The organism is Ruegeria sp. CG1 (genome assembly GCF_056537265.1).
This window is the reverse complement of the sequence record NZ_JBQFRF010000014.1, coordinates 1-23,431: the sequence shown is the minus strand read 5'-3', so window position 1 is coordinate 23,431 and position 23,431 is coordinate 1. Positions and strand designations below refer to the sequence as shown.

Genomic DNA, 23,431 nt, shown 5'->3' with positions numbered 1-23,431 from the left:
TCTCCTGACTGGGAATGCTTGGGCTCAGAACCTAGGTGCGGCACCGGGCAAGGTCAAGATATAGGGTTCGGTGTCAGAGCGTCCGTCACCATATCGTGTGGCAACCACATCAGGTGCGCGGTTCGCGTCCACAAGATAGCGGTGCGGATACTGTGATTGGGATAGATTTGCGACAGGGCATGGGCGTAGGCCGCCATCTGGCGCAACAGCCCTTCGGGACAGGATTCTGGCCCGGTCGGAACAGTCGCATTGGATTTGAAATCAATCACATGCACCTCTGTATCCGTTATAATCAGCCGGTCGATGACCCCATGCATTCGTGTGCCGTTCAGATCGGCAGAGACCGAAACCTCGGTCAGCGCATCCGAGCCAAAGACCGGTTTCAGATATTCGGCCGTCAGCACCGAAGTGGCCTCAGTCAGCAGATCTTGCCGCTCAACATCTTGCATATCGGCCAGAAGCCGTGCGCAAAGCTGCGGCCATTGATCCTGTGCGGCAGCAGGAAGATGTTCGAGCAACAGGTGCAGCTGCGATCCGCGTCGTTTCGCCGCCTCTTCATCCTGCCCCGCATCTCCGGGCAAGGCCTTCGCACCCCCAAGATCAGAGGGGCTGAGCGTTTCGGCTGGCGCGGGTGCATTTGGCGCGGGGTGGTCAAAAAATACAGGCAAATGCTGTTCGTTGTGCGGGATGCTGCCCTGTTCAACAGCGGGCAAAGCCTCCCAATCTCCATGCGCTAGTCGAAGGTTCTGGGTGCCGGGTACATGAGTAGCCCCTGCCCGCACCATCGCAGCCTCAACCATCTGATACCAACTGTTGCCATCCTTGCCTACATCCCCGGCGGCCGCCACTATTAGCCACTTTTCTGCCCGTGTTAGAGCCACATAGAGTAGCCTCAGCCGCTCATTCTCCTCGCGCGTTCTGGCTTCTTGGCGCGCAGCTGCGATTAATGCAGGTGAGGCATCAGAAGGTACTTTCCACAACGGAGTATCGCCCGCCATCATGATCTCGGCATCTCGTGGTGGCTGTCGTTTACCAGTGTCCGGCAGGATTACGATCGGTGATTCCAATCCCTTCGAGCCATGAACGGTCATCACCCTGATCATATTGCCGACTCCGCTCATCTGGCGCTTGATCTCCAGATCGTCGGTTTGCATCCAGACCAGAAAACCGGTGAGGCTTGGGATATCTGTCCGTTCATAGGCCAGCGCCTGCGACAGCAACGCGTTGATACCATCCTCAGCCTCGGCCCCAAGCCGGCCCAGCAGTTTGCGTCGCCCGTCATGGCGCGTCAGGATACGTTCGATCAGATCATAAGGACGCAGAAAGTCGGTTTGACCGCGTAGGTCGTTCAGAATCGCAAGCGTTACCGGGAACTCCTCGGCACGATTGCGCAACGCTGCCCATAGATAAGTTTCCTCCCTGCGATGAGCCAGATCGAACAACTGTTGTTCCGTCCAGCCAAACAGTGGGGATTTCAGGACTGTCGCCAGTGACAAGCTGTCTTCGGGTGTGGCCAGAAAGCTAAGCAAAGCAGCCAGATCCTTGACCGCCAATTCCGCGCCCACCTTCAGGCGATCTGCCCCCGCGATGGGCAGGCCCTCGCTTTTGCAGGCGCGAATGATCTCGGCAAACAGGTCCGAGCGGCGTTGGACAAGGATCAGAAAGTCGCGGGGCAGCACTTTGCGCCGGACAAATGTCCCCGACGCATCGCCATCATCGGGAATGGTGGCGCCATCCCTGATCATATCCTTGATCGACCGGGCAACCTGTTCTGCCAGAATGACGGTGTGATGCCGTGCGCCAGGTCGATCAACGGGATCGGTCCAATCGCTGTCATCCTCGTCTTCAACCTTCTCGATCACCGGCCATAGGTCGACGCGCCCAGGAAGATCGGCCTTGAATGCCCGGTGCAAGGCATCCTTGTGGAACCCGGCCTCTACATGGTTTTCGAACAGTATATCGACCAGCCCAAGGATCGCGCTGGACGAGCGGAACGAATATTCCAGCGTTGAATCCCACAGTTTAGAGCCTGATTCTCGGAGTTTTCGTCCAAATTCGGCCTGCATCTGGTCAAAGGCTTGCGGGTCGGCACCTTGGAAGGAATAGATTGACTGTTTCTTGTCGCCGACCACAAAGATCGTGCGCTCAACCCCGGATCGGGCCCCTTCCCCGCTGGTGAATTCTTGTGCCAGCTTTTCGATCACGTCCCACTGATCTGGGCTGGTGTCCTGCGCTTCGTCCACCAGAATGTGATCGATGCCACCGTCGAGCCGGTACAGCACCCATTCCGCCACCGCTGGGTCGTTCAGCACCTGACGTGCGCGCAGGATCAGGTCATCAAAATCCAGCCAACCCCTCACCTGCTTGCACCGCTCGTATTCCGGAAGGAAGGCCGCGGCAAAGCGATGTAATACATGGGTTTTCTGGGCCGCAACCAGCGCCAGTCGTTGTTCCCGCGCGGCTTCGACCCGCAGCATCAGGGCCTCGAGCTGGGGCATCCGATCTGCCAGCACCCCTTCACGCAGCGCCTTGGTTGGAAAGCTGTTGAGTTTTGCGGCAAAGGGCTCTTTCGCACCCTTACCCGTCAATAGGACGTTTTCAAGTATCGTCAGTTTGCTGAGCCGGGCGTCGGTAAAGCCGACAAGCTTGTCGGCGGCCTTGGCATTGTTCCCTCCGCTTTCCGAAAGCGCGGGTAAAATGGACTGGATCAGTTCGACCTCACCGCCCAGAAACACGTTACGCAGCAGGACCTGTTCATCAAAACCTTCGGGCAGATCAAACCGTTGCAGAATGTCCGGCCATTGCAGCACATGTTCAAACTGATTTCGTTTCTGCGCAACAGCGGCAGTCAGTTTGTCAAAACCGGTATCGGTGACAAAGCGGGCAACGTCTTCGATCAATTCGGCCTGAGGGCCGTCGGCAAAACTTTCAATGATCTCTTCGCGCAGCAACGCCGCAGCCCGGTCTTCCATTTCGGAGAACTGAGGGCTGACCCCCGCCTCAAGCGGGAACCGTCGCAGCAGCGAAGCACAGAAGGAGTGGATCGTTTGGATTTTCAGGCCACCGGGTGTCTCGATGGCGCGGGCAAACAGTGTCCGTGCTTGCGCCAACCGGTCGGGATCGATCAGGCCTGGTACGCCAAGTTCGACCAACTCAGCCTGAAGGTCGCCGTCGCCCAACATTGCCCATTTGCCAAGACGTTTGAACAGCCGGTTCTGCATCTCGCTGGCCGCGGCCTTGGTATAGGTCAGGCACAGGATATGCTGCGGCTGCACCCCATCCAGCAACAACCGCGCCACCCGGTCGGTCAGCACCCGCGTCTTGCCCGAGCCCGCATTGGCCGCCAGCCAGGTTGAGGTGTCCGGGCGCGCGGCCTGAACCTGCCGTTCGGTGGCATCATTGCGGGGGGTCATGTCAGGTCCTCCGGTTCGGTTTCCGCCGAACGATCCCACTCGCCGAACCGGGCGAGGTGATCATAGTCCCCTATATCTGTGTCCTTGTGCAGTATCCTGCGTGAAGAGAACCCCTGATCAGGCACTAAATAGGCTGAAATGAGCTCTTTCAGTTCGGCCAGCACCTTGTTGGTCGGCTCTTTCTGCAGCGGTGCGGGCACTTCTTTATAGGTGCCGCCCATGCCAATGAAGATCGCCTGTGCAACGGGAAGCGGATCGAATCCTTCGATACCGCCCTGCTCGGCCATTGCAGCTTCGATCAGCAGTTGTTTGTCGAATTTGGCTTGCTGACTTTCCGTCGGCGGAGTGCCCGTCTTGTAGTCGATGATACGCAAGGCCCCCTGCCCGCTTCGATCGATTCGGTCGGCACGTCCGGCAATGGTGAAGTCCAGCGGCGTCAACGTCAGGCGCATCCCAACCTCAAAAGCCACAGGCCCGCCATCGGCGCGGCGCTGAATCTCGGCGGACAGAAAGCTATCGGTAATCCGCTCTAGCCGCGCCAGCCACAGCTTTCGGGCAGTTGGCCACGCAACGTGGTCGTCCAGCAGAGCTTTGGCGCGTTTCAGGAAATTTTCTCGGGTCAATAAAGCCGGATCCAGAACGCTGTCACGCACGAATTGTTCCATCACCTCGTGGATGACGATACCGCGTAGCAGGGCATCTGGCGCCTGAACCAGCGGGTCCAGTTGTCTCAATCGCAGGATATGCCGGGCATATATGGCGTACGGATCGCGGATCAGGCGTTTGATTTCGGTCACCGATAGCCGCCGTGGCCGCGCCGCGGCGGGTGGTCGTGGCGACGGGCGGTGCGCGGGTGCGATTCGGGGTGCATGTTCCAGCATTTCTGCCCAATCCAGCCACCGTTGGCCCCGCGCTTGCATTGCTTCTAACGCCCTAGTTCCACCCTGTTCAGGCAGGCCTTGCAACAGGTTGGTCATGCGGTTCAGCCAACGGGATGGCACGGTTTCCGCATCATCCGAACGGGTAGCGCGGGTCAAAACCACCTCTGCCGCACCTGCCGCCTGCTGGAAGTCATGCGCGGACAGGCCGATCCTGCGTTCGGGCAGTAAAAGACCGGCCTCATTGCGCATCTGACGGTTCAGCCAGGGGTCGGGTGCCGCAGCCTCGGGCCAGCTGCCTTCGTTCAAGCCACCCAGAATTAGCAGATCCGCACCCTGAACGCGCGCTTCCAGCGTGCCCCAGATCATCAGATGCGGGTGAGGTGCATCGCGGTCGCGGACTTCTTCACCTGCCAACAACGCGCCCAGAAGGTCGGCAAAGTCATGGGCGGTCATCGCGCCGCCATGCTGTGCTTCGGCTTCCAAAGTAGAGATCACCGCAAGCGCCTTCTGGCCCGCGTTCTTGTCCCACAATGTGCCAGATTCACCGGTTGCACCTGCCGAGATCATCTCGGCCAGCGTGCGAAGCCGGGCGACCCAGTCCGGCAGTGGCTGTTCGCTGGGGTCGTATTGATCGCAAAATGTCTGGGTAACCCAGCGGACCCAGTCCTCGGGCGCTTCAGTACGAATGGCGAAAGCGGTCAGGCTGGCGCTGTCGGGAAAGGGCGGGCCATAGCGACGCAGGTCAAGCTCAAGATCGCGGGTATGCAGCAGGTGGCTGCCCCGGTCGCCCCCGTCATGGCACAGTGGGTGTTTGAGCAGTGTCAGCAGAGCCTCGCCATCCAGGCGGCGCGCGAACAGCCCGGCGACATGGCGCAGGAACCGCCCGGGCGGAGACAGCTGCAGTGGCAGGCCCGCGCTGTCATCGGGCAGGATATTCCACCGGTCCAGTGCGGCGCTGATCTGCCGGGTTAGCATCCGGTCGGGGGTGATTAGCGCGGCGGTCTGGCCGGTCTCGGCCGCTTGCCGTAGGCGTAGCGCAATGGCCAAGGCCTCGGCCCGGGGCGAGGGCGCCTCGATCAGCGTCACATCCTTGGTCGCACCGTTCAAGTCGGGCAGGAGCGGGCTTTCAGTCATCCATGCGTCGGTGACCGGGGCAGGGCGCAATGCAAGCGAAATCAGCTTGTTACGGGCAGGTGAAGGGGCCTGATCCGTGGTCCATGGCCGGATTTGATCCGGGCGAAGCCCTAGCCCAAGCATCAGCTTGCGGAACCGGTATTGAGGATGATCCTCAGATGTCAGCGGGTTATCCAGATTGCTCCAAACATGTTCAGGCTGGTCGAAATCATAGCCGGGTAGCACCAGCGCCCCCTGAGGCAGACGCGCAACCGCCTGCATCAGCATCAGGGTGGTTCCGCGAGACCCGGTAGAGCCTGCCAGAATGACAGGATGTTCGGGCGGCGACGCCTCCCAGCGCGCGATCAGGTTCTCGACCACGCGCCGCTGTCGGGCCTGCGCATCCAGCGCCTCCGAACCGGATTCCATGAACTGATCAGCGATGCCTATAAAGGCCTGTGCCCGCGCCCAATGGCCGGACATGTCGCTGACATCCAGTTGCCTGATCGCATCGGGAGAGACACCTTCCCCCTGCATCTCGTCGATAAGCCCGGCCAGACTGTCAGACAGATCGAACAGCGAGGATCGGGCTGCCAGATCGGGCTGCTGGTCCAGCAGTTTAGCGATCAACTGCGTCAGCTCTAGCCTGCGACGCAATGGCGGGATTGCGGGCGGGATCTGCGCCAGATCGGCGCTTTCGCCAAGATCGGTGACCAAAGAGAGGCGTGGCAAAAGGCAAGCGGGACCCTGATCAAACAGATCGCGCACCCGGCGCGCCATCCGGCGGGTGTTGATCACCAGTTGCACCCGGGCCAGCGCGTCGGGCGGCTGCCCCACAAACCGCTCATGTAGCCCGTCAACCAACACCTTGGGGAAATCCGCGCCCGGAGGAATGGCGAAGACCCGGGGCAGGGCGCTGGGCTCAAACATCGGCAATCAGCCCCTCGGCCAGATCAATACCCTCGGGACGCCCCACATCGCACCAGCGACCGGGGTAAGACAGTGCGAACAGGCGCTTTTGCTGCAGCATTCGATCCCACAACACATTCAATGAAAACACGTCCTCAGCGATGTCATGCAGCGCTTCGGTTTTCAGAATTTGTACCCCGCCGTAAACAAGACCTGCACCGCGGACGATCCGCCCTGTGCTGTCCTGAGTGAAGTCACCAGGGCCGGAGTGGCCTAGGGTTTGCCCAACTGGAACGCACATCAGCAGCGCATCCATTTTATCCGGATTCCACTGATCCTTCAGTAAATTCAGTGGGTTGGGCCCAGCCCAGATTGCGTCGCTGTTCAAGGTGAATACCGGATCGGATCCAAGCAGAGGTAGCGCTGCGCGCAGCCCACCACCAGTATCCAAAATGCGCGTTTCTTCCCGCGAAATCATAACGTCGCGGCCCGCCAGATGATCAGCCAACTGATCAGCGTGGTAGTGCAGGTTGGCAACAACCCGCAGCGGCCTCAGCGCATCGACCAGATCAAGTGCGTGATCAATCAAGGGCCGCCCGGCCACCTCGATCAGCGGTTTGGGCCGGTCTTTGGTCAGGGCACCCATGCGGGTGCCAAAGCCTGCGGCAAACAGCATTGCAGCTTGGGGGGTGCCGATCATTGCGCCCTCAGCTTTTCCAGGTTTTCGGGGCTTGGGGCGGGCAGGGCGCTGCGCAACAGGTCTGCCACCGCCACCAACGCGGGATGTTCGATATCGCGCATCAAATGTGCCCACGCAGCCGAGATCAGGTCGACGTAGTGTGGCTTTCCATAATCGGTCGCCAGCCGGGCAAAACCGCCTAGAATGCGCAGGTTACGCTGAGCGCCCAGAACAGCATATGCGGTGCGGAAATCATGCCCATCGACGCCGGTTGCGGTGATATAGCGGTCGATCATCCGCATCTCGATCCCGGCGGGCACAGTCCGACGCACATCCTGTAGCAGTGACATCAGGTCATAGGCGGGATGCCCCAGCATCGCGCTTTGGAAATCCAGCAGACCGACGCGCGCCAGACCTTCGCGCTCGGGCAGCCAGATCAGGTTTTCTGCGTGGTAATCGCGTTGCACAACAACCCGCGTTCCGCCGGTTTCCCGGTGCAGGATATCCGCAAAGCGCAGCTCAAACCGGGCGCGGGCCTCGTCGTCGTGCGATCCAAGAATGCCTTGCGCATATTTCGTGAACGACAGCGCCGCCAATTCGGTCATCAGAGCGGGGTCGTAACTGTCTAGCGAAAGCGTCGGCGCCGCGTGAAGATGGACAAGTACATCGGTTGCGGCGTCATACAGCGTGCGCTCAAGCGTCGGATCGTCCCGCAAGACGCGTGCGAACAGATCGTCGCCCAAATCTTCGAGCAACAGAAACCCGTATTCGCAGTCCTCGGCGTAGATTTCCGGCGCACTCAACCCAATGGAACGCAGGTATTTCGACATACGCACGAAGGGTTCAACAGCTTCGCCCTTGTCGGGCGGAGCATCCATCAAAACGGCGGTCCGGCCGGTGGCAGGGTCGGTCAGACGCTCGTACCGGCGGTTTGATGCATCACCCGCCAAAGGCGTATGCCGTGCGCCGTTCCATGGTGTCTGCGCGATCAAGGCTTCTGCCAGAATGGCCCGGTTCGTCATTGGATCCCCTCCAGCTTGGCGTTCCATTTCGGGTCTGTCCACGACATCTTAAGTTGTCGCGTATCTTGTTCGTTGGCGTCTGTGGTGAACCGGATCAGTAAGGCCGGCTCTGGCGTCAGGGGACCCAGCTTTTCAGGCCACTCGATCAGGCAAATGCCGACGTCGAAGGCGTCGACCAGCCCCAGCTCTTCGATCTCTTCCACGGCAGAAAGACGATAGAGGTCTGAATGCCAGACCTCACCAAGCTGCGTCTCGTAAACCTGAACCAGAGTAAAGGTCGGCGAAGGCACATCTTCGGGCGCGGACAGAAGAGATTGGATCAATGCGCGTGCGAAATGGGTTTTGCCGCTGCCGATCGTACCTTCAAGCAGGATAGTATCGCCAGACTGCAATGCGCCACCCAGTTTGGTGGCAACTTCGGCAGTGTCGAATGGGGATTTCGAGGTCAGAGTCAGCGGTGCGTTCATGGCGTCACAATGAACCTGCGCCGGGTCGGCTGCAACCGGTTCAGGCGCTGATTCTTTGTATTTCCGTGATGTTCCTGACCGGGTTGTCCGAGGCGAAACGGACAATTGTTGCCCCGTTTTGCATGGGGCTGACCGTGCAGTTCAAAGAGCCGCCGGATTTTAGGATCAGTTCAGCCGACCATTCGGCCCGATTCTCGCGCGCGGTGACGAATTCGCGGATCTCGCCAAGGATCGGCGTGGCGGTGCAGTACTCCTGCCATTGGCGTGTGATTTCCAGCACCGTTGCTGGTTCGAATCCTACTTCGCCGCTGTCGCCCCACAACACCTGATAGGCGTAATTTGTGATCGCCAGCGAACCGTCATCCGAAAACACCGCGATGGCATCAGCCAGCTTGTCCAGAATGGATTGCATAAGGTCCGTTTCAGCGCGGAACCTTCGGGTCAGTGTGATTTCGGCGGTGATATCTTCGAACAGGAAAGCCACGGCCCCATCGGGATGCGGGCGACCACTGACGGAATAGACCGATCCTGATGGCAGCGACCAGGTTTCCTGATAGTTTCCGTCCTGTGCCGCCTCCAGAAGGTCGTTCATCTGGCGCCGCCAACTGCGATAGTTCTTAGGCTCGGGCATCATATGCTGGTCGCGAAGCCGGTCAAAAAAGCTGGACAGGCTTGGGCGCAGGCTCAGGAAATCAGGTGGCAGGGTGGTTAGATCAATCAGCGCTGGATTGAACAGGGCCAGTTGCCGGTTGCGGTCAAAGATCGCCAGACCAATGGAGAGCTGTGCGAAGGTCTTGGTCATGGTCTGCACAAACTTGCGCTGTGCTGTCTCGGCTTCGACAATCGCGTTGATATCGACCGCGTAACACAAGTGATCCTGTTCGTGTGCGACCTGGGTCAGGTCAAACCAGAGCTTGGCATCGCTGTCCCTTACTGGAATCGAGACACGGGTTTTTCGACTCAGCTGCGCCTCGTCCTTGTGAGAAGGAAACAGAGGGTCCGTCAGATCGGCATCCGGTCCCGCGATCTTGCGAACCAACCTTACATAGGCCGCATTGCACCAGCCCACCTTGTCACGGTGATCTATCAGCCAAACAGGGTAGGGCGCCTGCTCCATCGCCAAACGAATTGGATCGCGCTGGTCACGGCGTGGCGCAGGGATGGTCCCCGTCAGATCACGTAATTGAACCCGAATGATACCATCGATCCATTCGCACAGAACCTCGCGCTCGACTGTGCAGTCGATGGCTGAAACGGCGATGTTGCCCCCGGACCGGACAATCTCGGGCGTTTCGGGGAAAGCGGGAAAATCACGTTGCAGCAAACGCCGCAGATCAGCCCAGTTGCTGACGGATTCGTAACCTGCCAGCGCAATATCGGAGTGGCTGATCAACCGGTCGCCATCGAACAGGAAGACAACATCGAACAGCGCTCCGGGCGCTGACAGCCCGAAATCTCTTGTTTTGGCCTGATGGCGTGGCAAGAGCCACAATATCGCAAAGCTGGCCGAAACCACGCTGATTGCGGCCAGAACGATCCATTCGGCCATTGCTCCAACCCCCGGGTAAAACGTTTGAATCTATATGAACAACAATGGTTAACGGGGTCTTAACTCAGATCTGGAACGGTTGGTTGGCGCCCGAGGGAACCGGAGTGTCCCCGGTTTGCGCGTCGATCAGCTTGCGCGGCCAAACGACATTGACGATCGCCCCCCTGCGGTCCGGTTGGTCAGTCAGGGTCTGATAAGGGTCCGCGCCATTGGCGAAGCTCAGTTCGGCACCGCTGCGTTCCAGCAGGGTTTTGGCGATGAACAGACCCAGCCCCATGCCTTCGTATTCCGGCCGACTACTGCGATCGGCGCGGCGGCGGCGCATGAATGGGTCACCAATCCGACCAATGATGTGGGAGGGGTAGCCGCGCCCATCATCCATGATCGAAACGCTGATCCGGTCAGAGGTCCATTCAGCTTCGACCCAGACCGTCGACTGGGCAAAATCCACTGCGTTCTGGATCAGGTTGCGCAGCCCGTGAATGATCTCGGGCTTGCGCAGGATCGAGGGCTGCTGCACATCGCCATCCGCAACTGGTCCTTCGTCGAAATGCACCACTTTACCACGATTGATATGTGGCTCTGCCGCTTCATGGATCACGGTGGACAGAGGCGCCTGACGCAGGTGCAAGTCATCTTTCCCAGCTCGGCCCATATCGCGCAGGATGTCGCGGCAGCGGTCAGCCTGTTCGCGGATCAAGGCTGCGTCCTCCATCAGCTCAGGCCGGTCGTCCAGCTCTTCGATCAGTTCTGAACTGGCCAGCTTGATCGTAGCCAGCGGCGTACCCAACTCATGCGCGGCGGCGGCCACCACACCACCAAGATCAGTCAGCTTTTGCTCGCGCGCCAGCGCCATATGGGTGGCCGAGAGCGCTTCGGACATCGATTGAACTTCGGAACTGATGCGGTGCGAATAGGCGCCGATGAAAACGATGGCGATGATAATCGCCGCCCAGTTTCCGAACAGCAAAATATCGGGGATATCCAGCACCAACCCCAGATTGGTTCTCAGCGGGAGGTGGAATTGCGCCAGCAACGTGGTCAGGATCACCGCAACGCTGCCGATGATCAGGGTCGAGCGGGTGCTCATTACATTTGCAGAAATCGTCACCGGACCCAGCAACAGCAGCGCAAACGGGTTGTTTAGCCCCCCCGTCAGATACAACAGGATCGACAGCTGCAGCAGATCGAACAGCACCATCAGGAAGTTCTCGAATTCCGACAAGCGCTTGTTTTCGGGAAACAACAGAATGGCCGTGAGGTTACCCATCACCGAAATGCCGATGACGAAATAACACAATGCCAGCTCAAGCTGAACGTCGTAATATTTCTGTGCAACCGTGATGGCCGTGAACTGGCCGATAATGGCGACCCATCGCAGCAGGATCAGCGTGCGCAGCCTGATCCAGGTACTGCGCTCCTGCCCACGCCAAAGACTGGTGTTGGAATTCGTCATCTGTCGATTATGTCCTATTGCGTCGGTCCGACATGTTGATAGGTGTCCCGGCAGAATCGATCAACATCCCCTTTCGTATCAGGATACGCGCCATGGTTCGTCTTTATGCTATTCTCGCAACTGTTGTTCTTGCAATTGGTCTTGGCGCCATGTGGCTGTTGACGAGGGGCGGCGCGGACGACAAATACGCGCAGTGCCGCTCGTCTCAGATTGCGGGCGGGAGCGCGGCGATCGGCGGGCCGTTCGAACTGCTTAACGCCAAGGGTGAGACGGTAACCGACAAGGATGTGATCACCGAGCCCACGCTTGTCTACTTCGGTTATACCTTCTGCCCGGATGTTTGCCCCTTTGACATGTCGCGCAATGTCGACACGATCGATTTGCTGGCCGAGCGCGGTCAGTCGGTGACGCCGTTGTTCATCTCGATAGACCCGGATCGCGATACCCCCGAGGTTGTGGGCGATTTCGCATTCAACCTGCATGAACGCGTGATTGGCCTGACCGGATCGCCCGAGCAGATCAAGGCGGCCAGTAAGGCGTACAAGACCTATTACAAGGCCCAAGACAAAAGCGATGAGTATTATTTGGTCGACCACTCGACCTTTACCTATCTGATGACGCCCGAGGATGGGTTTCTGGAATTTTTCAAACGCGATGAAACGGCCGAGCAGATGGCGGACAAGATTGGCTGCTTTCTTGATCAGGCCTGATCCTCAACAGTCGGTTTGACCTTTGGAATGGCGCTGCTATTACTCATGTTTAAGCCAAGAGGCATGAAATAGCGGAAAGACCCACATATGGCAGACAGTTCCCAGCTTGAAATCGGCCCCGACAAATCGCTGCTGCTGGTAGATGATGACGAGCCGTTTCTGAGACGTCTGGCCAAGGCCATGGAAAAACGCGGATTCGAGGTTGAAACCGCGGGTTCCGTCGCCGCAGGCCGCGCCATTTCCACAGCCCGCCCACCTGCCTATGCCGTGGTTGATCTGCGACTTGAAGATGGCAATGGGCTGGACGTGGTTGAAGTGCTGCGCGAAAAACGCCCCGACAGCCGGGTTGTGGTTCTGACCGGTTATGGCGCCATCGCCACCGCCGTTGCGGCGGTCAAAATTGGTGCAACCGACTATCTGTCCAAACCCGCCGACGCCACTGACATCACCAACGCTCTGTTGGCCAAGGGCGACGAACTGCCCCCGCCGCCGGAAAACCCCATGAGCGCCGACCGCGTCCGCTGGGAACATATCCAGCGCGTTTATGAGCTGTGCGACCGGAACGTCTCGGAAACCGCGCGCCGGTTGAACATGCACCGCCGGACGTTGCAGCGGATTCTGGCGAAGCGTAGTCCAAGGTAGACCAGTAAACTCAATAGTGTGTTTTCCCGGGCCGTTCCAAACGACCTTCAGGGCGCGGGTTGAGCCTAAGTTTGGAGCCTCAGCGCGTAATTCTTAAGGCAGGCAGAGTGCGCGCACCCAACCTCAGGCAATAACAGCAACTCATCAACCTTTGCCTGCAGCCTACCGCCCATCGCCAGCATTCGATCATCCACGACGCTGTTCTGGTTGTACTTATTCCAATACCTTTCACGAAACCGGCTGGACCGGTTGGGTGCATCTGTCGCTTTCGTGCCTTGCCCGCGCTGCCGCTTGAGCGCGAAACTGTCTCGCGTTTTCACCGGGTAGTGAATGACAGCAGCCCAATCGTGTGTAGACAGATGCTCGGGCGCGGCACCCAGCGCATGTCTTCGTCGCAATCCCGAACGATACATGTGTTCGTGCATCGGCAGGCCCGCAGCATTTACAAATTGCGATCCATCGTTTCGAAAGTCCGGTCGCAAGTAGGGCCGGTGCAGGCCAAACCCCCGTATTTTATCAGACTTTCGAAAAAGCGTTTTGTAGTAGCGATGCAAATTATGATCTGTATCGGCACGCTTTAGGAACCGTTGCGTGACCAGCCCCGGTTCCCACTTGTCGTTGCCCCCATTTCCGAAGATCAACCAATTCACGGCGATGCCCTCGGCGAAACCGGAACAGCGTTCGACGAGACCTGCGACCTGATTTTCATCGTTTGCACAGAACAGAAACTCATCGCTATCAAGCCACATCAGCCAATCGGCATCGTTAAGCGAAGGATGCGCATAGGCCGTTTCTGCCGCTGTATGCTGTGGTACTTGCCCGGGTTTCAGACCTTGCAGAACATGGGAGATAACCCCGTTATCATCCAGCGCATCAAGCAGCTCGGCGGTGCCGTCTGTCGAGTCATTGCTGTAAATCAGAATAGGATCAAACCCGACCAGCAGATGATACGCGATCCACTCAAGTATAAACGGCCCTTCATCCTTGGCGCAGGAGAATAGCCCGACCTTCATATCGGCTTGGCCTGAGTGGGTTTGATCATGATCGCGGTTCTTCCTTGCACTGCCTATCTTCTGAAGATGATATTACGTTGAGTTTGAAAGGCATTTTCATAGCCACGATCAGAAAGTGAGGCAAACAGGCGTTCGGCGCTATCACCAAGATTCACGGTTTCCAGCTGTAGAAATTGGGGAAGCGCTGCATCTTCTGCGCTTTCAAGAAAAGGCATGAGAATGTTCGGCTCGTGCCCTTCAACATCAAGCTTGGCAAAATCGGCATCATGCAGATGTGTAAGCTCAAGCAGTGTTCGGGTCTGCACCTCAATCGTATCGTATTTTGACAGCTCCAGATACGCTGGGTCGTTTGCCAAACGCGCCTGACCAAGATTGGTGGCCGTGTCGCCCCGCTTTTCAATAATAAGCGTCGCCTCACCAGTTTCGCCCGCGATCGCGAAAGTGTTCAGCTCCACGTTGCCAAATCCGTTCAGAGAGCAATTATTGCTGAGGCGTTCGGCCAGAGTCGGATTAGGCTCAAACGCATGAATCCGGGAGTCCGGGCTAAGAATTGACGACAAGAAAAGTGAATACAGACCAAAATTTGCCCCGATATCCAAAACCTTGAGAGTCTTCCCCGCAAAGCTTTCTTTCAGCCAATTCAGCTCAAGCTCTTCCGGGGACCGGCCCTTCTGCCAAAGAGAGAATTCGCTGAAATTGTCATAAGGGTGCAGGTGGATTCGAATACCCCGGTAGGCGATCAACTGTGGCAGCAGTGACTTTCGGATCAGATTGCGCACCCGCCCTCGGCCTGTCAGATTGTACGCTTCACGTAAACACGCGTTGGCATATTCCATCTGCGCGTTCGTGACCGGTATCTGGCTGTCTGCGTCGCTCATCTGAACCTGCGTCCGATTATGGTCTTGTTTTAGCGGAAAATTAGCATAGGCCGAGCTGCTGATCTATTGGCGACCTAAATGCTGCCCAACAATTCCTGATGCCGCGCGGTATAGGCCTGCCGCACCTCAATCGGGGGACGCAGTTTGATCTGCAACCCCTCTAATATTGCCTTGTCTGGACGACCAAAGAACTTTGATGCTTCGGTATCAGAAAAACCCGCGATCTGCGTCGCCTCCATCCAGGCGCTGATCTTGTCCGCCTTCTTGATCTGGCGTTTCACTGTTTTTGGTACCACGGCGGGCAAGCCGAAACGGATATGGATCGCAGCAGCCAGCCGGTCGTCTAAATCACCATAATCCGGGCCAACGGCGGATTTCACCGGAGAAATCATGTCACCAATCACATATTCGGGGGCATCGTGTAACAGTGCCGCCAACCGCCATTTCGTCGGTGCATTTGGTGCGATGCGGCCAAAAAGCTCTTCCACTAGCAAGGAATGCTCGGCCACGGAATAAGCAAAATCCCCGTTGGTCTGACCGTTCCACCGCGCCACAAAGGCCAGCCCGTGCGCGATATCTTCGATCTCGATATCCACGGGTGTCGGGTCCAACAAATCCAGCCGCCGTCCCGACAGCATTCTTTGCCACGCTCTGGGTTGTGTTGCCATTTTACCATGCCTTGTGAACTGGGACACGTTCAATTCGCGTTCTTGTGGTATGATGTATCTGTCTGGATCACATGCTGCCAACAATTTCTTGAGCATTCGTGCTTTGAACCTGCGCGATACGATCCCGACATCAAGGACTGAGGGGGGTGCTGACTCCTCCCAGTTGCGCCCTCTCGAAACGAAACTCGTATCGAAAGGAGCTTGCTATGTTCAAGCGTTTGTTTGCAATAACCCTGACCTTCGGAATGGCCGCAACCGCGCCACCTGCCTTTGCCCAGAACTGCGCAGAGCGCGAGCACGTGATTACCAAACTGCAAGACAATTACTCCGAGGAATTAACCTTTGGCGGTCTTCAGAAATCACGTGGCGGGCAGACGGTCATGGAGGTTTGGACCTCGAAGGAAACGGGAAGTTATACCGTTTTGGTGACCCAGGCGAACGGCATGAGTTGTATTGTCGCCGTTGGCACTGATTTTTTTGAAGCGATCCCCAAAATCAAGGCAGAGGGTACGCCAAGCTGATATTTTGTCACCAGACTTCCTGTTTCCGGCCATCTTCATTGCCTCATCCCGCAAGGGATGCTAGTGGCACTTCGGACTGTGAATTGCCGGAGTGGAGTACCTGATGGCCGGGGACTATATCGTTAAAGACATTTCAATGGCCGAGTTTGGCCGCAAAGAGCTGAATATCGCTGAAACGGAAATGCCGGGCCTGATGTCCCTGCGCGCCGAATATGGCGAAAGCAAGCCGCTGAAAGGCGCGCGGATCGTCGGTTCGCTGCATATGACCATCCAAACCGCCGTTCTGATCGAAACGCTGGTGGCGCTGGGCGCGGATGTACGCTGGGCGTCGTGCAACATCTTCTCGACGCAGGACCACGCGGCGGCGGCGATTGCCGAGGCTGGTATTCCCGTTTTCGCCATCAAGGGCCAGACGCTGGAAGAGCATTGGGATTATCTGGACAAATCCTTCCTGTTCGACGAAGGCCCCAACATGATCCTGGACGATGGCGGCGACGCGACGCTGTACATCCTGCTGGGTGCACGTGCCGAGGCAGGAGAGGACATTATCCCTGTTCCGGGTTCGGAAGAGGAAGAGGTGATCAAGAAGCAGATCGCCAAGCGCATGGCCGCGTCTCCGGGCTGGTTCACCAAAATGCGCGACCAGATCCAAGGCGTCTCTGAAGAAACCACCACCGGTGTAAACCGCCTGTATCAGCTGGTGAAAGATGGCCACCTGCCGTTCCCGGCGATCAACGTGAACGACTCGGTCACCAAGTCGAAGTTCGACAACAAATACGGCTGCAAGGAATCGCTGGTAGACGGTATTCGCCGCGCCACCGACACCATGATGGCCGGTAAGGTTGCCGTGGTCTGCGGCTATGGTGACGTGGGCAAAGGATCGGCGGCTTCGCTGCGTGGCGCAGGCGCCCGCGTGAAAGTGACCGAGGTCGACCCGATTTGCGCGCTGCAAGCGGCCATGGACGGGTTCGAAGTCACCCTGCTGGAAGACGAAGTCGCAAACGCGGATATCTTCATCACCACCACCGGCAACAAGGACGTGATCCGCATCGAGCATATGCGCGAGATGAAGGACATGGCGATCGTCGGCAACATCGGCCATTTCGACAACGAAATTCAGGTGGCCAGCCTGAAGAACCACAAATGGACCAACATCAAGGAACAGGTGGACATGATCGAGATGCCCTCGGGCAACCGCATTATCCTGCTGTCCGAAGGTCGCTTGCTGAACCTTGGCAACGCCACCGGTCACCCCTCGTTCGTGATGTCGGCCTCTTTCACCAACCAAGTCCTGGCCCAGATCGAGCTGTTCACCAAAGGCGATGAATACAAGAACGAAGTCTACATCCTGCCCAAGCATCTGGACGAAAAAGTTGCCCGTCTTCATCTGGACCGGATCGGCGTTAAGCTGACCCAGATGGACAGCGATCAGGCGGCCTATATCGGCGTAAAACCCGAAGGCCCATACAAGCCGGAACACTACCGCTACTAAGTGCGAAAGACGCATGACCAAGCCTTCCAGACGCTGCCGAATCCTGCTTTCGGCGGCGTCTTTTCTTTTCGGCCTCTTAACGCTGTTGACCTTGTTGGGCGGCGGCGTTTGGTGGCTGCTTGCCCATCCCAATACGCCTGTACCCCCGCACTGGAACCCGCTGCGTGATCTGACCGTGACCGCGCCAGTGACTCCGGTCACTCCCTACCAGTTGAACCGCGCACTGGCGGATGACGCTTTATGCCGTGCAGCCTTGGCCGAGGCTGGAGCTCGGTTTGATCCGCTGGACGATCTGGTGGTGGACCAGAATTGCGGAATCGAGGGACGCGGCCGGTTGTCCGGTCTGGTGAACGCCCGCGTCACTGCAGTCGAGACCCGGTGTGCCACAACTTTGCGGCTTGTCATGTGGGAACACCATGTTGTGCAACCCGCTGCGCAGCAACTACTGGGGACTTTCGTCAGCAGAATGCGCCAGATCGGCAGCTATAACTGCCGCCGGATGCGGACCGCGCAAGGACAAGACAATGGTTGGAGCAGTCACGCCACTGCGGACGCGATCGACATCGTCGGAATGGATCTCTCGGACGGGCGCAGCTTGAACCTGCTGGCTGACTGGGACGCTGACGGGCCCGAGGCCGATTTTCTGCGCCAGATATGGCGCGGAGCCTGTGACTGGTTCCGCGTGGTGCTTGGCCCTGACTACAACCGCTTACATGCCGATCACTTCCACCTGCAGGGGCCCGGCTGGGGCTACTGCCGATAGTACCTCAGCGTAGAGGTGGGATAAAATCGCCGCGGCCCTGTGGCGTGAAATCCAGAACATTCCACAGTGGCCAAGCCGCATCCACGTGCCGGGGATGCCAATCGCTGGGTTCAAAGAACAGCTCGGAACTCCAGAAGTGATGAATGCCATCAGGGAGCTGTTGAAAGACATTCAGGATGGGAAGCTGATCACCCCCGTCGGTCTCGGCCAGATAGTCACGTTGGTAATTCGTCCCTAATGCTGAGTAGAGCGGCAGCGCATTCCAACCCATCTCATCCTTGAGCGCCGAGAGTTTTTCGGGCGTATTCTGCGCCACCACGGCGACCGAGGCGTTCTGCTTCAGATGATGAACCTGAGAGTTCAGCCCATCCAGAAACGCCGAACACATAGGGCAGGGGCGTTCCGCGTCGGGTCCGTACATCAGCGAATAGATAATCAGCGTATCCTTATCGCCAAACAGCGACGACATAGGCGCACCCTCGCCTGCCAGATCTCGGAACGCATAATCGTTAGGGGTTTTGCCTCCTGTTGGCAGAGAACGGCGCAAGGCCGCGACCTCTTCAACCTTTGCTCTCAGGTCCCGCTCGGCGGATAGAAGTGCATTACGAGCTAACCGATATTCGGTGGTTTCATTCGGTAACGTTACGGGCATGGGGACCTCCGGGAATCATAATTAACAAAAATGTTAAATAATAAATCTGAAAAAATCAAATCACCGAGTCCCGCGAAGTTCAGCCTAGGGGGAAACCTTGTGATTTTTCCCTTTTGGGAATTCCGCCGACAAGGCTAGTCTCTCGTGCATCGGTAAAAAGTTCCGTGACAATGGATTAAGGAGATTGGGACATGGGCAAACGCGACGAATTGATCGCCAAATACGCTGAAGATCTAAAAGGCAAATGCGGGATGGACCCCGATATGGACCTGCTGACCAAGGTCACCATCGGTTGCGGTCCGGCGATCTATGACGCGGATGCGTCGACAGTGGCGGCCAGCCAGGAAGGCGAGCTTGAGACGGTCAAGAACAACTTCCTCATCAAAAAGCTGGGCCTGTCGGATGGTCCCGAACTGATGGAAGGGATCAACAAGGCCATGGAGACCTATGGCATGTCCGAGCGTAACAAGTACCGCGCTGTCGTCTATTACATGCTGACCAAGCATTTCGGCAAAGAATCGGTCTATAGCTGATCCAGCCAAGAACCATTTCAGCACCCGTCGGTCTTACCGGCGGGTGTTTTGTATTTGATTGAAACTCTAAATACTTGGCGTTTGAAGCGCGGTTCTGAAATCGGCTAAGGTCAGGATATGACCAGGACGGTCAGAACCAACAGAATTCCGTATGCGTGTGGTGAGCTTGGGAGCACGCGGGGTAGGGAAGGTTCTGAAGTCGTCAGGGCCTTCCCTTTTCATTCAATCCGCCTCTGTCTCGCCCAAAGCGCAGATCAACTGCCATTCTGTATCGCTGACCGGCTGCACTGAAAGGCGTGAAATCTTGACCAGAACCATTTCACCCAAACGCTCATCCGCCTTAATCTGATCCAGTTTGACCGGAATTGTGAAAGACCGGACGGCTTTGATATCCACGCATTCCCAACGCTCATCATCGGTTGTGCTGTCGGGATGGGCCTCGGCACAGACTTCGACAATGCCGACAATCTCCTTGTCCTTTTGCGAGTGGTAGAAAAAACCCCGGTCACCAATCTGCATCTGACGCATGAAATTGCGGGCCTGGTAGTTGCGCACCCCATCCCATTCCTCGCCCGCGTCTCCCTTGCAGACCTGCTGATCCCAGCTCCAGGTCGAGGGTTCGGATTTGAACAGCCAATACGCCATCAGCCGATGACCTTTTTCCACGGGATCAATTCAACCGAGTCGAACAGGCCGGCCAGCGCGTAGGGGTCATTTGCGGCCCAGGCCTCAGCGGCGGCCAGATTCTCGACATCCAGAATGACCAGCGATCCGATCATCGCATCGCCGTCCAGTAACGGCCCGGCCTGCGCCACAACACCGGTTTCTTCAATGTAAGCCAGATGGGCCGTGCGGTTGTCCAGCCGGGTCTGTAGGGCACCAGCTTTATCCCGGGCGATCAGGGCGATGAGCATACTATTCCTCCTTGAGTGGGCGACCCAGCAGGGCCTGAATCGCGTCGGTGACACTGTAGGCACCGCTGCTGAGTTTCGCCACCGTTGCGCTGATGGGCATGTCTAACCCTTCGCTCGCTGCGATTTCGGACATGGCCTGCGCAGTGGCGACACCTTCGACGGTTGTCGTGGTGTCAAATGGCTTGTTTAGACCCAAACACAGGCCAAAACGATAGTTTCGCGACAATTCGGATGAGCAGGTCAGCACCAGATCACCCAGCCCCGATAGCCCCATCAGCGTATCGGGCCGTGCCCCGCGCTGGGCGGCAAAGCGCTGCATCTCAGAAAATCCGCGTGTGATCAACGCAGCGCGAGCGCTATCGCCAAGCCCTGCACCAATGGCCGCGCCACAACCAATAGCCATCACATTCTTTAGCGCTCCACCTAGCTCTGCTCCGACGGTATCGGCGGTACGATAAAGACGCAGATTGGCAGTTGTCAGCTCTTGCTGAAGTGCTTCACCCAGTTCGGCATCATCACAAGCCAGCGTCAACGCCGTAGGCAAACCGCGCGCGATATCATCGGCAAAGCTGGGGCCAGTCAGCAAGGCCGGTAGTGCGTCCGGAACGGTTTGACGGATGACTGCAACGGGACCCAGCCCCGTGGAAAGTTCGATCCCCTTGCAGCAAGCCACCAAAACCTTGCCACCCAGTTCGCCGGAATATTGCGTCAACGCATCGCGCAGCTTTTGCATTGGGACGGCCAGTAACAACACATCGGATTGCGCCGCTTGTTCAAATTCAGCTGTCACTGAAACACTGGCGGGCAGTGTGACGCCCGGCAATCGTCGCGGGTTCTCGCGCCCGTGCTGCATCTGCGCTGCTTGCTCGGCATCTCGTGACCAGAGAGTTACAGGCCCATTGCCCGCCAAAGATATCGCCAGAGCGGTTCCAAATGCGCCAGAACCAAGGACGGTCACGCTCATGCCTTGGCCCCTTTTTTGCCGCTACCCAGCATTGCAGGGCTGGTTTGATCCAAGGGCCAGCGGGGCCGCGCCGTCAGGTCCAACCCATCTCGTGTACCGGTGCGGAATCGTTCCATACCCGCATAGGCGATCATTGCGGCATTATCAGTGCACAAAGCCAGCGGAGGGGCAGTAAATCGGGCGCCCATTTCCGCGGAAACAGTCTCTAATCCTGAGCGAATAGCGGAATTTGCTGCGACACCTCCGGCAACGGCAATAACCGGTTCTGACGGTGATGTCTCAAGATACTGGGCAATCGCGCGGCGGGTTTTCTCAGCTAAGGTATCAACAATAGCCTGCTGAAAACCGGCACACAGATCAGCGCGATCTTGTCGGGTCAGCCCCCCTTTTTCGGCTACGATCTTATCCCGCATCCGCATCAGCGCGGTCTTGAGTCCCGAAAAAGACAGGTCACATCCGGGGCGATCCAGAAGGGGCCGGGGAAATCGGAACCGCTTGGGGTCACCCGCGCGTGCTTCGGCCTCGACCGAAGGGCCACCGGGTTGCGGCAGACCCAACAGACGGGCGGTCTTGTCAAAGGCTTCTCCGGGGGCATCGTCGATCGTCCCCCCAAGGCGGGTGAACTGTTCCGGTCCATGAGCGATCAGATATTGGCAGTGACCACCCGAGACCAGCAGCATCAGGTAGGGAAAAGCAATCTCGTCGGTCAGTCTTGGCGTCAATGCGTGCCCGGCCAAATGATTCACCCCGATTAGCGGCAACCCGGTTGCTGCGCTCAGACCCTTTGCGCACATCACGCCGGATATTACGCCGCCAATTAAGCCGGGACCGGCGGTGACAGCGATAGCGTCCAGATCATCTAAGCCAATTTCGGCGTGTGTTAGAGCCTGTTTGATGCAAATATCCAGCTTTTCCGCATGCGCACGCGCTGCGATCTCAGGCACAACGCCACCATAGGCGCTGTGCAACTCAGTCTGGCCATGCACCACGGATGACAGGATCTCGGCCCCTACGCCTGTGCCCTGCCGCACAACGGCGGCTGCGGTATCGTCGCAGCTGCTTTCCAGTCCAAGGACGGTAAGTGTTTGCACCATAGGCCTGATCCGTTGCATCATGATTGCCAAGCGGGGTATCACCCCGCGCGGATGCAAACAATCCCAAGGCCGAAGGCGCCGACCGTTGTATTTGTTGATGACCCGCCCTCGCGCCGCCTCGGACAGGTTCGTTGCGCAACTGCCGGACCACATTCGGCCGCAAGTCGCGGTTATCCATTCACCCTTGTTAAAGATCGAACCGCTGGGTGTCATGGTTGAGTCCGATGATTCTGCTGGACTGATCTTTTCCTCGGCAAATGGCGTGAACGCCGCCGCCGTATTGAATGTGGAACGCAGCCTGCCCGCCTATTGCGTTGGTCCGGTGACCACGCAGGCAGCGCAGGCGGCAGGGTGGGATGCTCAGATGCTGGGTGCGACGGCCGAAGGGCTGGTGGCCAATCTGCTGAAACTCAAGCCAAACAGCCCGCTGCTGCATCTGCGCGGAGAACACAGCCGTGGCAACGTGGCCGCGCGTTTGACTGAATCCGGGCTGACCACCCGAGAACAGCCGATTTATCGGCAACAGCTTTTGCCGCTGAGTGATGACGCTTCCCACGCCGCCAAAGGTGATCAGCCCATCATCGCCCCGCTATTTTCACCCCGCACAGCGCGACAATTTGCCGATGTCTGGGCCGGATCTGCGCCTCTGTGGCTGGCCGCGATCAGCGAAGCCACAGCGGAACCCCTTAAAACACTGAGTTTCGAGCGGCTGAAGATCGCGGATGAACCGACCCCGGACAAAATGCAGAAAGCCGTGAAAAAACTCGTGAAACACGTGATGCGGGTTGAGAGCGCGCCGGGTGCAGATTAACTTGGGTTAGTCTGTTGTTCATGTGTTTTGGGAATCGATAAGGGGATTAACGCGGTGGCTGATAAGAAGAAACCCGATCAGGAACCGGTCGAAGACCCCAGCGTCGAAGAGGTGGTAGAAGCCGCCGAGACCGAAAGTGATGCAGTCTCGGATGAGAAATCCGTTGACGCGGATAACGCTGCGGACGAATTGACTTCCGAAGCCGAAGCCGAAGCCGAAGCCGAAGCCGAAGCCGAAGCCGAAGCCGAAGCCGAAGCCGAAGCCGAAGCCGAAGCCGAAGCCGAAGC

General features: G+C 57.9%; 22 protein-coding genes and 1 pseudogene. 8 read left to right on the top strand and 15 right to left on the bottom strand.

The window, feature by feature from the left end; translation table 11 throughout:
• Positions 1-53: 53 nt before the first annotated feature.
• From addA to regB, 7 genes are all read right to left on the bottom strand, one after another.
• Complete coding sequence (gene addA / locus ACR0AU_RS21225) at positions 54-3,413, bottom strand: double-strand break repair helicase AddA (RefSeq protein ID WP_480796267.1); 3,360 nt, start codon at positions 3,411-3,413, stop codon at positions 54-56.
• Entirely contained in the window at positions 3,410-6,337 is a 2,928-nt protein-coding gene (gene addB, locus ACR0AU_RS21220) for a double-strand break repair protein AddB (protein ID WP_480796266.1), read from the bottom strand. Before addB ends, addA begins: the two co-directional genes overlap by 4 nt.
• Positions 6,330-7,016 carry a nucleotidyltransferase family protein gene (locus ACR0AU_RS21215; RefSeq protein WP_170733764.1) on the bottom strand — a complete coding sequence of 229 codons (687 nt, stop codon included), beginning with the start codon at positions 7,014-7,016 and terminating at the stop codon, positions 6,330-6,332. Before ACR0AU_RS21215 ends, addB begins: the two co-directional genes overlap by 8 nt.
• Complete coding sequence (locus ACR0AU_RS21210) at positions 7,013-8,017, bottom strand: aminoglycoside phosphotransferase family protein (protein WP_480796265.1); 1,005 nt, start codon at positions 8,015-8,017, stop codon at positions 7,013-7,015. The genes ACR0AU_RS21215 and ACR0AU_RS21210 overlap by 4 nt, the downstream gene beginning before the upstream one ends.
• The gene (gene tsaE / locus ACR0AU_RS21205; RefSeq protein ID WP_170733766.1) at positions 8,014-8,484 is read right to left on the bottom strand and encodes a tRNA (adenosine(37)-N6)-threonylcarbamoyltransferase complex ATPase subunit type 1 TsaE; all 471 of its coding nucleotides are present in this window, start codon (positions 8,482-8,484) and stop codon (positions 8,014-8,016) included. The genes ACR0AU_RS21210 and tsaE overlap by 4 nt, the downstream gene beginning before the upstream one ends.
• Positions 8,485-8,524: 40 nt before the next feature.
• Complete coding sequence (locus ACR0AU_RS21200; RefSeq protein ID WP_480796264.1) at positions 8,525-10,033, bottom strand: PAS-domain containing protein; 1,509 nt, start codon at positions 10,031-10,033, stop codon at positions 8,525-8,527.
• Positions 10,034-10,097: 64 nt separating this feature from the next.
• Positions 10,098-11,489, bottom strand: a complete 1,392-nt coding sequence (regB, locus tag ACR0AU_RS21195) for a sensor histidine kinase RegB (RefSeq protein WP_170397866.1) — start codon at positions 11,487-11,489, stop codon at positions 10,098-10,100.
• Positions 11,490-11,581: 92 nt separating this feature from the next.
• Between regB and ACR0AU_RS21190 the strand changes: the two genes are divergently transcribed.
• Positions 11,582-12,199, top strand: coding sequence for an SCO family protein (locus ACR0AU_RS21190; RefSeq protein WP_170397869.1), 618 nt, complete (start codon positions 11,582-11,584; stop codon positions 12,197-12,199).
• Positions 12,200-12,286: 87 nt separating this feature from the next.
• Positions 12,287-12,841 (top strand): ActR/PrrA/RegA family redox response regulator transcription factor, encoded by a 555-nt coding sequence (locus ACR0AU_RS21185; protein WP_039542641.1) that lies wholly within the window; start codon positions 12,287-12,289, stop codon positions 12,839-12,841.
• A gap of 65 nt (positions 12,842-12,906) precedes the next feature.
• On the opposite strand, the gene ACR0AU_RS21180 is transcribed toward ACR0AU_RS21185, so the two are convergent.
• From ACR0AU_RS21180 to ACR0AU_RS21170, 3 genes are all read right to left on the bottom strand, one after another.
• Positions 12,907-13,854 carry a glycosyltransferase family 2 protein gene (locus tag ACR0AU_RS21180; RefSeq protein ID WP_480796263.1) on the bottom strand — a complete coding sequence of 316 codons (948 nt, stop codon included), beginning with the start codon at positions 13,852-13,854 and terminating at the stop codon, positions 12,907-12,909.
• Positions 13,855-13,907: 53 nt separating this feature from the next.
• Positions 13,908-14,732 carry an FkbM family methyltransferase gene (locus ACR0AU_RS21175; protein ID WP_480796262.1) on the bottom strand — a complete coding sequence of 275 codons (825 nt, stop codon included), beginning with the start codon at positions 14,730-14,732 and terminating at the stop codon, positions 13,908-13,910.
• A gap of 74 nt (positions 14,733-14,806) precedes the next feature.
• A complete protein-coding gene (locus tag ACR0AU_RS21170; RefSeq protein WP_170397878.1) occupies positions 14,807-15,400 on the bottom strand; it encodes an HD domain-containing protein in 594 nt (197 codons plus the stop codon).
• Positions 15,401-15,606: 206 nt separating this feature from the next.
• On the opposite strand from ACR0AU_RS21170, the gene ACR0AU_RS21165 reads away from it, so the two are divergent.
• The 3 genes from ACR0AU_RS21165 (at position 15,607) to ACR0AU_RS21155 (ending at position 18,176) form a co-directional block, all read left to right on the top strand.
• On the top strand, positions 15,607-15,921 hold the full coding sequence (locus ACR0AU_RS21165) for a hypothetical protein (RefSeq protein ID WP_170397881.1): 315 nt from the start codon (positions 15,607-15,609) through the stop codon (positions 15,919-15,921).
• Positions 15,922-16,024: 103 nt separating this feature from the next.
• The gene (ahcY, locus tag ACR0AU_RS21160) at positions 16,025-17,413 is read left to right on the top strand and encodes an adenosylhomocysteinase (RefSeq protein ID WP_170733772.1); all 1,389 of its coding nucleotides are present in this window, start codon (positions 16,025-16,027) and stop codon (positions 17,411-17,413) included.
• A gap of 13 nt (positions 17,414-17,426) precedes the next feature.
• On the top strand, positions 17,427-18,176 hold the full coding sequence (locus tag ACR0AU_RS21155) for an extensin-like domain-containing protein (RefSeq protein WP_480796261.1): 750 nt from the start codon (positions 17,427-17,429) through the stop codon (positions 18,174-18,176).
• A 4-nt stretch (positions 18,177-18,180) separates the two neighbouring features.
• On the opposite strand, the gene ACR0AU_RS21150 is transcribed toward ACR0AU_RS21155, so the two are convergent.
• A complete protein-coding gene (locus ACR0AU_RS21150) occupies positions 18,181-18,828 on the bottom strand; it encodes a DUF899 family protein (protein WP_170397890.1) in 648 nt (215 codons plus the stop codon).
• A gap of 191 nt (positions 18,829-19,019) precedes the next feature.
• Between ACR0AU_RS21150 and ACR0AU_RS21145 the strand changes: the two genes are divergently transcribed.
• Entirely contained in the window at positions 19,020-19,361 is a 342-nt protein-coding gene (locus tag ACR0AU_RS21145) for a DUF2853 family protein (RefSeq protein WP_170397892.1), read from the top strand.
• A 222-nt stretch (positions 19,362-19,583) separates the two neighbouring features.
• Here the strand turns inward: ACR0AU_RS21145 and ACR0AU_RS21140 are convergent, their stop codons facing one another.
• The 4 genes from ACR0AU_RS21140 to tsaD are packed head-to-tail and all read right to left on the bottom strand — an operon-like array spanning position 19,584 to position 22,333.
• Positions 19,584-20,006 (bottom strand): EVE domain-containing protein, encoded by a 423-nt coding sequence (locus ACR0AU_RS21140; RefSeq protein WP_480796260.1) that lies wholly within the window; start codon positions 20,004-20,006, stop codon positions 19,584-19,586.
• On the bottom strand, positions 20,006-20,275 hold the full coding sequence (locus tag ACR0AU_RS21135; RefSeq protein WP_170407946.1) for a YciI family protein: 270 nt from the start codon (positions 20,273-20,275) through the stop codon (positions 20,006-20,008). Before ACR0AU_RS21135 ends, ACR0AU_RS21140 begins: the two co-directional genes overlap by 1 nt.
• Position 20,276: 1 nt before the next feature.
• Positions 20,277-21,239 carry an NAD(P)H-dependent glycerol-3-phosphate dehydrogenase gene (locus ACR0AU_RS21130; RefSeq protein ID WP_480796259.1) on the bottom strand — a complete coding sequence of 321 codons (963 nt, stop codon included), beginning with the start codon at positions 21,237-21,239 and terminating at the stop codon, positions 20,277-20,279.
• Positions 21,236-22,333: a tRNA (adenosine(37)-N6)-threonylcarbamoyltransferase complex transferase subunit TsaD gene (tsaD, locus tag ACR0AU_RS21125; RefSeq protein WP_480796258.1), complete on the bottom strand. Its 1,098-nt coding sequence runs from the start codon at positions 22,331-22,333 to the stop codon at positions 21,236-21,238. The genes ACR0AU_RS21130 and tsaD overlap by 4 nt, the downstream gene beginning before the upstream one ends.
• Before the next feature lie 97 nt (positions 22,334-22,430).
• Here tsaD and ACR0AU_RS21120 point away from each other — a divergent pair, with 97 nt between their 5' ends.
• Both ACR0AU_RS21120 and ACR0AU_RS21115 read left to right on the top strand, forming a co-directional pair.
• The gene (locus ACR0AU_RS21120; protein WP_480796257.1) at positions 22,431-23,144 is read left to right on the top strand and encodes a uroporphyrinogen-III synthase; all 714 of its coding nucleotides are present in this window, start codon (positions 22,431-22,433) and stop codon (positions 23,142-23,144) included.
• A 54-nt stretch (positions 23,145-23,198) separates the two neighbouring features.
• A pseudogene (locus ACR0AU_RS21115) lies at positions 23,199-23,431 on the top strand (hypothetical protein); the annotation flags it as partial.

What these genes read in the sequence shown, in the direction of transcription:
- ACR0AU_RS21165 (WP_170397881.1), top strand. Translation starts at nt 15,607, where the DNA reads ATGTTCAAGCGTTTGTTTGCAATAACCCTGACCTTCGGAATGGCCGCA.
- ACR0AU_RS21185 (WP_039542641.1), top strand. Translation starts at nt 12,287, where the DNA reads ATGGCAGACAGTTCCCAGCTTGAAATCGGCCCCGACAAATCGCTGCTG.
- ACR0AU_RS21210 (WP_480796265.1), bottom strand. Translation starts at nt 8,017, where the DNA reads ATGACGAACCGGGCCATTCTGGCAGAAGCCTTGATCGCGCAGACACCA.
- tsaD (WP_480796258.1), bottom strand. Translation starts at nt 22,333, where the DNA reads ATGGTGCAAACACTTACCGTCCTTGGACTGGAAAGCAGCTGCGACGAT.
- ACR0AU_RS21200 (WP_480796264.1), bottom strand. Translation starts at nt 10,033, where the DNA reads ATGGCCGAATGGATCGTTCTGGCCGCAATCAGCGTGGTTTCGGCCAGC.
- ACR0AU_RS21215 (WP_170733764.1), bottom strand. Translation starts at nt 7,016, where the DNA reads ATGATCGGCACCCCCCAAGCTGCAATGCTGTTTGCCGCAGGCTTTGGC.
- ACR0AU_RS21175 (WP_480796262.1), bottom strand. Translation starts at nt 14,732, where the DNA reads ATGAGCGACGCAGACAGCCAGATACCGGTCACGAACGCGCAGATGGAA.
- ACR0AU_RS21120 (WP_480796257.1), top strand. Translation starts at nt 22,431, where the DNA reads ATGACCCGCCCTCGCGCCGCCTCGGACAGGTTCGTTGCGCAACTGCCG.
- regB (WP_170397866.1), bottom strand. Translation starts at nt 11,489, where the DNA reads ATGACGAATTCCAACACCAGTCTTTGGCGTGGGCAGGAGCGCAGTACC.
- ACR0AU_RS21155 (WP_480796261.1), top strand. Translation starts at nt 17,427, where the DNA reads ATGACCAAGCCTTCCAGACGCTGCCGAATCCTGCTTTCGGCGGCGTCT.
- tsaE (WP_170733766.1), bottom strand. Translation starts at nt 8,484, where the DNA reads ATGAACGCACCGCTGACTCTGACCTCGAAATCCCCATTCGACACTGCC.
- ACR0AU_RS21135 (WP_170407946.1), bottom strand. Translation starts at nt 20,275, where the DNA reads ATGCTCATCGCCCTGATCGCCCGGGATAAAGCTGGTGCCCTACAGACC.
- ahcY (WP_170733772.1), top strand. Translation starts at nt 16,025, where the DNA reads ATGGCCGGGGACTATATCGTTAAAGACATTTCAATGGCCGAGTTTGGC.
- ACR0AU_RS21180 (WP_480796263.1), bottom strand. Translation starts at nt 13,854, where the DNA reads ATGAAGGTCGGGCTATTCTCCTGCGCCAAGGATGAAGGGCCGTTTATA.
- addA (WP_480796267.1), bottom strand. Translation starts at nt 3,413, where the DNA reads ATGACCCCCCGCAATGATGCCACCGAACGGCAGGTTCAGGCCGCGCGC.
- ACR0AU_RS21145 (WP_170397892.1), top strand. Translation starts at nt 19,020, where the DNA reads ATGGGCAAACGCGACGAATTGATCGCCAAATACGCTGAAGATCTAAAA.
- ACR0AU_RS21190 (WP_170397869.1), top strand. Translation starts at nt 11,582, where the DNA reads ATGGTTCGTCTTTATGCTATTCTCGCAACTGTTGTTCTTGCAATTGGT.
- ACR0AU_RS21130 (WP_480796259.1), bottom strand. Translation starts at nt 21,239, where the DNA reads ATGAGCGTGACCGTCCTTGGTTCTGGCGCATTTGGAACCGCTCTGGCG.
- ACR0AU_RS21170 (WP_170397878.1), bottom strand. Translation starts at nt 15,400, where the DNA reads ATGGCAACACAACCCAGAGCGTGGCAAAGAATGCTGTCGGGACGGCGG.
- ACR0AU_RS21140 (WP_480796260.1), bottom strand. Translation starts at nt 20,006, where the DNA reads ATGGCGTATTGGCTGTTCAAATCCGAACCCTCGACCTGGAGCTGGGAT.
- addB (WP_480796266.1), bottom strand. Translation starts at nt 6,337, where the DNA reads ATGTTTGAGCCCAGCGCCCTGCCCCGGGTCTTCGCCATTCCTCCGGGC.
- ACR0AU_RS21150 (WP_170397890.1), bottom strand. Translation starts at nt 18,828, where the DNA reads ATGCCCGTAACGTTACCGAATGAAACCACCGAATATCGGTTAGCTCGT.